At 68.3% G+C, this 7,290-nt stretch carries 7 protein-coding genes; 4 read left to right on the forward strand and 3 right to left on the reverse strand.

All coding sequences use genetic code 11. From position 1 onward, the window contains the following. Positions 1–419: 419 nt before the first annotated feature. A complete protein-coding gene (locus tag Aph01nite_RS40245; protein WP_204046356.1) occupies positions 420–1,631 on the forward strand; it encodes a trypsin-like serine peptidase in 1,212 nt (403 codons plus the stop codon). Positions 1,632–1,800: 169 nt separating this feature from the next. Next, the gene (locus Aph01nite_RS40250; RefSeq protein ID WP_204046357.1) at positions 1,801–2,892 is read left to right on the forward strand and encodes a trypsin-like serine peptidase; all 1,092 of its coding nucleotides are present in this window, start codon (positions 1,801–1,803) and stop codon (positions 2,890–2,892) included. A gap of 18 nt (positions 2,893–2,910) precedes the next feature. Here the strand turns inward: Aph01nite_RS40250 and Aph01nite_RS40255 are convergent, their stop codons facing one another. Then, positions 2,911–4,251 (reverse strand): NsdA family TPR-like regulatory protein, encoded by a 1,341-nt coding sequence (locus Aph01nite_RS40255; RefSeq protein ID WP_204046358.1) that lies wholly within the window; start codon positions 4,249–4,251, stop codon positions 2,911–2,913. A gap of 62 nt (positions 4,252–4,313) precedes the next feature. Next, positions 4,314–5,489, reverse strand: a complete 1,176-nt coding sequence (locus Aph01nite_RS40260; protein ID WP_204046359.1) for an NAD(P)-dependent malic enzyme — start codon at positions 5,487–5,489, stop codon at positions 4,314–4,316. Positions 5,490–5,766: 277 nt separating this feature from the next. On the opposite strand from Aph01nite_RS40260, the gene Aph01nite_RS40265 reads away from it, so the two are divergent. Next, a complete protein-coding gene (locus tag Aph01nite_RS40265; protein ID WP_239162346.1) occupies positions 5,767–6,294 on the forward strand; it encodes a CGNR zinc finger domain-containing protein in 528 nt (175 codons plus the stop codon). Here the strand turns inward: Aph01nite_RS40265 and Aph01nite_RS40270 are convergent. Then, positions 6,275–6,574 (reverse strand): S24 family peptidase, encoded by a 300-nt coding sequence (locus Aph01nite_RS40270; protein ID WP_204046361.1) that lies wholly within the window; start codon positions 6,572–6,574, stop codon positions 6,275–6,277. The genes Aph01nite_RS40265 and Aph01nite_RS40270 overlap by 20 nt on opposite strands. A 61-nt stretch (positions 6,575–6,635) precedes the next feature. Between Aph01nite_RS40270 and sodN the strand changes: the two genes are divergently transcribed. Further along, on the forward strand, positions 6,636–7,022 hold the full coding sequence (gene sodN / locus Aph01nite_RS40275; protein ID WP_204046362.1) for a superoxide dismutase, Ni: 387 nt from the start codon (positions 6,636–6,638) through the stop codon (positions 7,020–7,022). Positions 7,023–7,290: the final 268 nt, after the last annotated feature.

Genomic DNA, 7,290 nt, shown 5'->3' on the forward strand with positions numbered 1-7,290 from the left:
TAGCGGTCAGGCAGTAGTAAGCGAAGGGCCCGGCCATCGGCCGGGCCCTTCGTTGTTGTGCCTCAAGGGCGGTGGAGCCCCCGAGCCGGGCGATCTTAGACGTAATCGGCTCCCGATCGGTGCCATCGGATCCATGTGATTTAAGTCACATGACAGACCTCGCGCGAACCCCCGCAGTCACAGCCGCATCTCCTGCTCCGAAGACGCCACCCCGTCAACCATCTGGTCAAACGTCAACATCGCATCACGACTTGACAGCCGTTCCTGACTTGTCACGAAATGATAACGCGCTTCCAGCCGCCGCGGGACCCCCACGAACAGCTTCCAAAGGTCACGAACCGGACGGTAAGTTCCCGGCTATCCCTTTCCTGACGATTGGGACGCAAGAGGCGTCCCACGACAGACCAAGGAGAACCCCCTTGAAGCGCACCCTCGCTCTGGGTGGCGTCGCGGCCGGCCTGCTGGCCACCGCGCTCGTCAGCCAGCCCGCCTCGGCCGACTCCGACGTTTCCAGCGACCCGCTGGCGAACGGCACCGCGGCCTACAACGTCGCGGCCTTCTGGCTCGGCAACCAGGCGGAGAACCTCGTCGCGGCCACGCCGTACAACGTGGAGACCACTGTCGTCGCCAAGCACGTGTCCACGGGCGGACCGGCGGCCGACAGCAAGCCCGGCGTCATCCCGGCCATTGGTGACGAGAAGAAGTCCACCTCCACGTCGAAGAACGTCAACCTGCCCAAGAGCACGGGCAAGGTGTTCTTCACGGTTCCTGACGGCTCCGACGCCGACACCAAGCCGGACGCGCGCTGGTGCTCCGCCACGTCGATCCAGTCGACGTACCGGAACCTGGTCGCGACCGCGGGTCACTGCGTCTACGACACGGTGACCAACAAGACCACGCTCGACCAGTGGGTCTTCGTCCCCGGTTACTACCAGGGCAAGGTCCCGTGGGGTCTGTACGTGGGCAAGCAGGCTTTCACCCACTACGACTTCGATGTCTACGAGGACGGCGACCGCGACTACGCGTTCGTCACCGTCTACAACGGCATCAAGTACGTCCCCCGTCCGGGCGAGGCCTCCACGCCGTTCGTGCCGTCCACGAACGACGCCGACTGGCGTGAGGTCAGCAAGGCCGTCTACGACAACCCCGGCATCTGGAAGAACTTCAAGAAGGAAGAGAACGGCAAGTACTTCCTCCGGAAGTTCACCGACGCCGGTCGTCTCGGCGACAACGTCGGCGGTCAGGGCCTGGCCTACAACCAGAAGCTCGGCAAGGCCACCTTCGTGTTCGGTTACCCGAGCGGGTCGCACCCGGACGGCAACTACGCCTACTCCGGCAAGACCCTGAAGTGGTCGTACGGCAAGACCTTCGCCGCGAGCGCCGCGTCCCGCAAGGCCGAGGAGCTCATCGGCATCAAGTCCAGCTTCACCGGACAGGGCTCGCTGGGCTCGTCCTGGCTGGCCGGGTACAAGAACACCCGCCGTCTCGGCTACCTGAACGGCGTCACCAGCGCCGTGTCGGACACCGACGGCAACAACCGCATCGACACCTCGGTTTCCCCGTACTTCGACGGTGAGACCTACGGCGTCTACAGCGCGGCCAAGAACATCTGGTCGGGCTCGATCGCGTAACCCGTTCAGTCACGGGAAAGGGCCCGGCCGCCTGGCCGGGCCCTTTTCGGATCTTCCGGTGATCTCCGCTTATGTCACGATCACTAGTGAGGTAAGTTCCTTTCCATCCCTTTACTGACGCATGGGGCGCAAGAGGCGCCCCACGTACAGCGCGAGGAGCGAACCCCTCTTGAAACTTCTCCCTTTAGCCGGCTGCGTCGCCGCGGGCGGCCTGCTGGCCGCCTCGTTCTCCGGCATCGCGACGGCCGCCCCCAAGCTGGCCACCTCCGCCAAGCTGAACACCCCCGCCCAGGCCGGGACCACCCTGGAGTTCTGGACCGCCGACGGCGGCGCCAACCTCAAGGCCGCCGACCCGTTCGGCCTTGAGCACAAGCGCGTGCCCAAGCACGTCTCCACCGGCGGGCCCGCCGCCGACGGCAAGCCCGGCGTGGTGCCGGCCACCGCCGACATCCCGGCCGCGTCCGCCAGGACCAAGAACGTCAACCTGCCCAAGACCGCGGGCCGGGTGTTCTTCGTCATCGGCGACGGCCTCTACTCCTGCTCCGCGTCCTCGGTGCAGTCCGCGTACAAGAACCTGGTCGCCACGGCCGGCCACTGCGTGTACGACCCCGTCGGCAACTCCGGCGTGCTCGACAAGTGGATCTTCATCCCCGGCTACCACCAGGGCAAGGCCCCCTGGGGCGTGTACGTCGGCAAGCAGGCGTTCACCCACTACGACTGGGACGTCTACGAGGACGCCGACCGCGACTACGCCTTCGTCACCGTCTACAACGGCGTGACCTGGGCCAAGGACCGCTGGGCCGACGTCGGCCCGCTGGGCGCCAAGGTCGGCGGCCAGGGCCTGGCCTACAACCAGAAGGTCGGCAAGGCCACCTTCGTGTTCGGCTACCCCACCGCCGCCCACGAGGACGGCGACTACGCCTACACCGGCCACACACTCAAGTACTGCTACGGCAAGCCCACGTTCCCGCAGGTCGAGTCGAGCGTGAAGGTCGAGGAGCACATCGCGCTGCGCTGCTCCATGACCGGCGGCGCCTCCGGCGGCCCCTGGATCATCGGCTACAGCTCCAACCGGCGCCTGGGCTACCTCAACGGCGTCACCAGCCTCGGCGGCGACACCGACGGCAACCTCCGCAGCGACCTGGTCACCTCGCCCTACTTCGACAGCGAGACCTACGCGGTCTACCGCGCCGCGGCCCCGCTCTGGTCGGGCTCGATCGTCAAGAAGGACGGCACGCTCGGCCTCACCGAAGTCAAGTGAGCCCCCGGGGCCCGGTTCTCACACCGGGCCCCGGTCCAGCACCGCCGCCACGACCGGCTCCCGCTCGTACGGCCCGAGCCGGCGGCACAGATCGGCGAAGGACGACCGGGTCCTGGCCGACTCCAGGCCCTCGGCCAGCGTCATCGCCTCCCCCGCCACCGCGCACGCCTGCTCCACCTCGCCCTCCAGCACGTGCGCCGAGGCCAGCAGGGTCAGGTTGAACATGCGGCCGCGCACGTACCGGCCGTCCATCTCCAGGGACCGGGTCGCGTGCCGGACCGCGTGCGGGCCCTCGCCGAGATCGCGGAAACACTGCGCGAACTTCGCGGACAGATAAGCCTCGTCGAAATAGCCGATCCATTCGGGCTCGTCCGGAGTACGCCGGTCGAAGGACCGCTCGGCCGCGTGCAGGGCGGTCGCGCAGGCGGCGGGGTCGGCCAGCAGGGCGTGCGCGTGGGCCTCCAGCGCGTACGCCTCCGACTGGAGGGTGGCCACGCCGGAGGCGCGGGCGGCCACCTGGGCGGCTCTGGCCAGATCGAGGCCGTGGCGGGGGTGGCCGACGTACAACGCCTGGTGGCTCATGCCGGCCAGGATCTCGCCGCCCAGGCCGTCATCCCCGGCCCGGCGGGCCAGCCGGAGCGCCTGGATCAGGTAACGCTGGGCCAGGCCGTGCTGCTCCAGGTCGTACGCCATCCAGCCGGCCAGGCGGGTCAGTTCGGCGGCGGCTCCGGCGAGGGAGCGGCCGGTGGCTTCGCCGTACGAGCCGGAGAGCAGGGGCGCGACGCCCGTGTCCAGATATTTCACGACGGCGGCGCGGACCCGGCCGCCGCCGAAACGGTTGTCCAGTTCGCCGAACGAGCGGGTGACTTCGCGGATCGCCGCGACGTCGGAGGCGCCCACCCGGCGCGGGCCCGACTCGGCGGGCCGCTCCTCACCGGGAAAGGTCAGCCAGCGCACGATCCCCGCGGAGCCCGCGCCGACCGCGAACGTGGAGTCGATCAAAAACCGGCGTCGTGCCACGTCGGCCCGCCAGAGTGCTGTCACGATCCGAACGCCCTCCTGCCACGAATGGGAGAATTCCTGTCCGAGATCGAGGGGGACCGCCGACTCCGGCATGCCGATGTCCTCAGCGCACACCGGACGGCCCAGGCGGAGCGAGAAGATCTCGGCCAGCAGCCCGGGCACGGGGTCGCGCGGGCGCTGTCCGCTGATCCAGCGGAGCACGGAACTGTGGTCGTACCGGAGGCCGAGCAGGCCACGCGCCTGCCCGAGGTCGTTCAACCGGCGGGCCAGTCCTTTGTGGGACAGGCCCGCCTCGGCGATGTGCCGGTGCAGTAACGGATTGGGCTCGCGTCGCATGGCTCTCCACGGTCACGGAGAGCTTTTGTTATAGCACCTTCCGTTAAAGAATTCTCAAACTTTCACCGGCGAGCGACTCCGTCCAGCCGGGCCTGGGCGGCCACCGCGGCGATCACGGCGGGGGCCACCCGCGCGTCGAACGGCGACGGGATGACGTAGTCGGCGGCGACCGCGTCGCCCACCACGTCGGCCAGCGCGGTGGCGGCGGCCACCTTCATGTTCTCGGTGATCGTGGTGGCCCGCACGTCCAGCGCGCCCCGGAAGACGCCCGGGAAGGCGAGCACGTTGTTGATCTGGTTGGGGAAGTCGGAGCGGCCGGTGGCGACGACCGTGGCGTACCGGGCGGCCACCTCGGGGTGGACCTCCGGGGTGGGGTTGGAGAGCGCGAACACGATCGAGTCCCTGGCCATGCCGGCGATCGCCGCCTCCGAGACGGTCGCGCCGGACAGGCCGATGAACACGTCGGCCCCGGCCAGCGCCTGCTCGGTGGAGCCCTTCAGCCCGAGCCGGTTGGTGTCCCTGGCCAGCGCGTCCTTGACCGGGTTCATGCCCTCCCGGCCCTCGAAGATCAGGCCCTTGCTGTCGGCCACCGCGATGTCCCCGATCCCGGCGTTGACCAGGATGCGGGTGACCGCGACCCCGGACGCGCCCGCGCCCGCCACGACCGCGCGCAGCTCCGACAGCGGGCGGCCGGTCAGCCGGGCGGCGTTGCGCAGCGCGGCCAGCACCACGATCGCGGTGCCGTGCTGGTCGTCGTGGAAGACCGGGATGGTGAGCAGCTCGCGCAGCCGCTCCTCGATCTCGAAGCAGCGCGGCGCGCTGATGTCCTCCAGGTTGATGCCGCCGAAGGAGGGCGCCAGCCGCGCCACCGTCTCGACGATCTCGTCGACCCCGGTGCAGGCCAGGCAGATCGGCACCGAGTCGACGCCGCCGAACTCCTTGAACAGCAGCGCCTTGCCCTCCATGACCGGCATGGCGGCGGCCGGGCCGATGTCCCCGAGCCCCAGCACGGCCGTCCCGTCGGTGACGACGGCCACCACGTTGGACGCCCACGTGTACTCGTCGGCGAGCTCGGGACTGTCGGCGATCGCGCTGCACACCCGGGCGACCCCCGGCGTGTACGCCAGGCTCAGGTCGTCCGCGTCGCGCACCGGAATAGTGGATCTGACCTCCAGCTTGCCGCCCCGATGCAGGGCGAACGCCGGATCCAGGTCGAGCGCTTCGAGGGAAGCAGTCATCGATGACCCCAGTTGTCTAGAAGCAACATTCAGACGCCGCGAGAGAACGAGGGCCCAGGCATGGGTGTATGCCCCTCGGCCGTCGCCGTTGACGGTGTCTCCTGACGGGGTACGGGGGTCACCCGCGTGCGGTCGATTGTGCCACATGCTGAGATGACCGGCCCCCGTCAGGGGGCGAGCGCAGCGGATGGGGATTTATCGGCCTCGTAAGCTCTTTGGAACTTTCCCGGGCCATGTAATACTCAAAGTCCGGAGTCACTTCTTACAAGGTCTCACGGTGGACTTGACGAGTTATGCCGAACTCGCCGTTCTCCTGGTCAACAGGAAGAACGAGCTCAGGAGTCTCGAAGCGCTTCGCGATCTTCTCGCCGAGACGGGGCGGACCGAGGCGGCCGCCCGGGCCACGCGACGTGATCTCGACGCCATTTGCGAACTCAGGGACGAGCTGACGGGGGTCTTCGAGTCGGCCTCACAAGGGGATGAGGCCGACGTGGTGGAGCGCCTCAACGGGCTGCTGGTCCGCCATCCGGTTCATCCGCAAATTTCCGGTCATGACGGGCAGCCCTGGCATATGCATCTGACCGAGGGCGGCCGGGTCGGCGACACCGTCGCGGTGGGGTCCGTGATGGGCCTGGCGAGCGTGGTGACCGGCCTGGGCGTGGACCGGCTGGGGATCTGCCAGGCGGTGCCGTGCCGGAACGCGTACCTGGACACCTCGTCCAACAAGTCCCGGCGGTACTGCTCGGAGCGCTGTGCCAGCAGGTCGAACGTCGCCGCGTACCGGGCTAGGAAGCGGAACGCCTGAACGGCCAGTAGCGCAGCAGCACCCGGCCCAGGATGTCCGGCTCGGGAACGGCGCCGAAGTTCCAGCTGTCCTGGCGGCCGGGGGCCTTCTGGTTGTCGCTCTCCAGCCACCAGCCCTCGTCCGTACGGCGGAACGCGCGCTTCACGATCAGGCCGTGCGGGCGGCGGGCCACGACCAGGTCGCCCTCCCGGATCGGGGCGCGGAGCCGTACGAGCAGGCAGTCTCCCGGGCGGAGAGCCGGCGACATCGAATCGCCCGCCACTCGGACGGTGGTGAACATGATCGGCCTCGGCGAGGGGAGTAGGGTCGGATGTTGTTGCCAGTCGAGGAAAGGATTCCCGATGCTTGCCAAGCATGTGGCATCGGCCCATTGTGACCTCCCGTGCGGGGTGTACGACCCCGCGCAGGCCCGCATCGAGGCCGAGTCGGTCAAGGCCATCATGACCAAGTACGCCGACAACGAGGACCCGGTGTTCCGCGCGCGCGCCCTGAACATCAAGGAGGAGCGCGCCGAACTCGTCAAGCACCACCTGTGGGTGTTGTGGACTGACTACTTCAAGCCGCCGCACCTGGAGACCTATCCCCAGCTCCACCAGCTCTTCTGGGATGCCACGAAGCTGGCCGGCGCGGCCGGCGCGAAGGGCACCGTGGACGTCGGCAAGGCGGACGACCTCCTCGCCAAGATCGACGAAATCTCCAAAATCTTCTGGGAGACCAAGGCCGCCTAGGCCACCCGCTTTCTGGCTTGGCCTCGCCGATGCCTGAGAAACCGGTAACCCCGCTCATCGGGTTGCCGGTTTCTCCCCTTTCACCCATCATTCTTGACTTGATGATTCACGTGGATCTCCCACCCACCCACCCGTCTTGAGCTGGCGCTCGGCCCCCCTCCGGCAATCGCCGCGCCATTGGTCGTATGCCCCGGCTTGGCCGCGCCGGTGTCTGGACCCCCAAGCCTTCTTAACCACGGCAATCCTCCGATCCCAGGCAATCAAACGG

The organism is Acrocarpospora phusangensis (genome assembly GCF_016862995.1).
In the GTDB taxonomy this organism is placed as follows: Bacteria; Actinomycetota; Actinomycetes; order Streptosporangiales; family Streptosporangiaceae; genus Acrocarpospora; species Acrocarpospora phusangensis.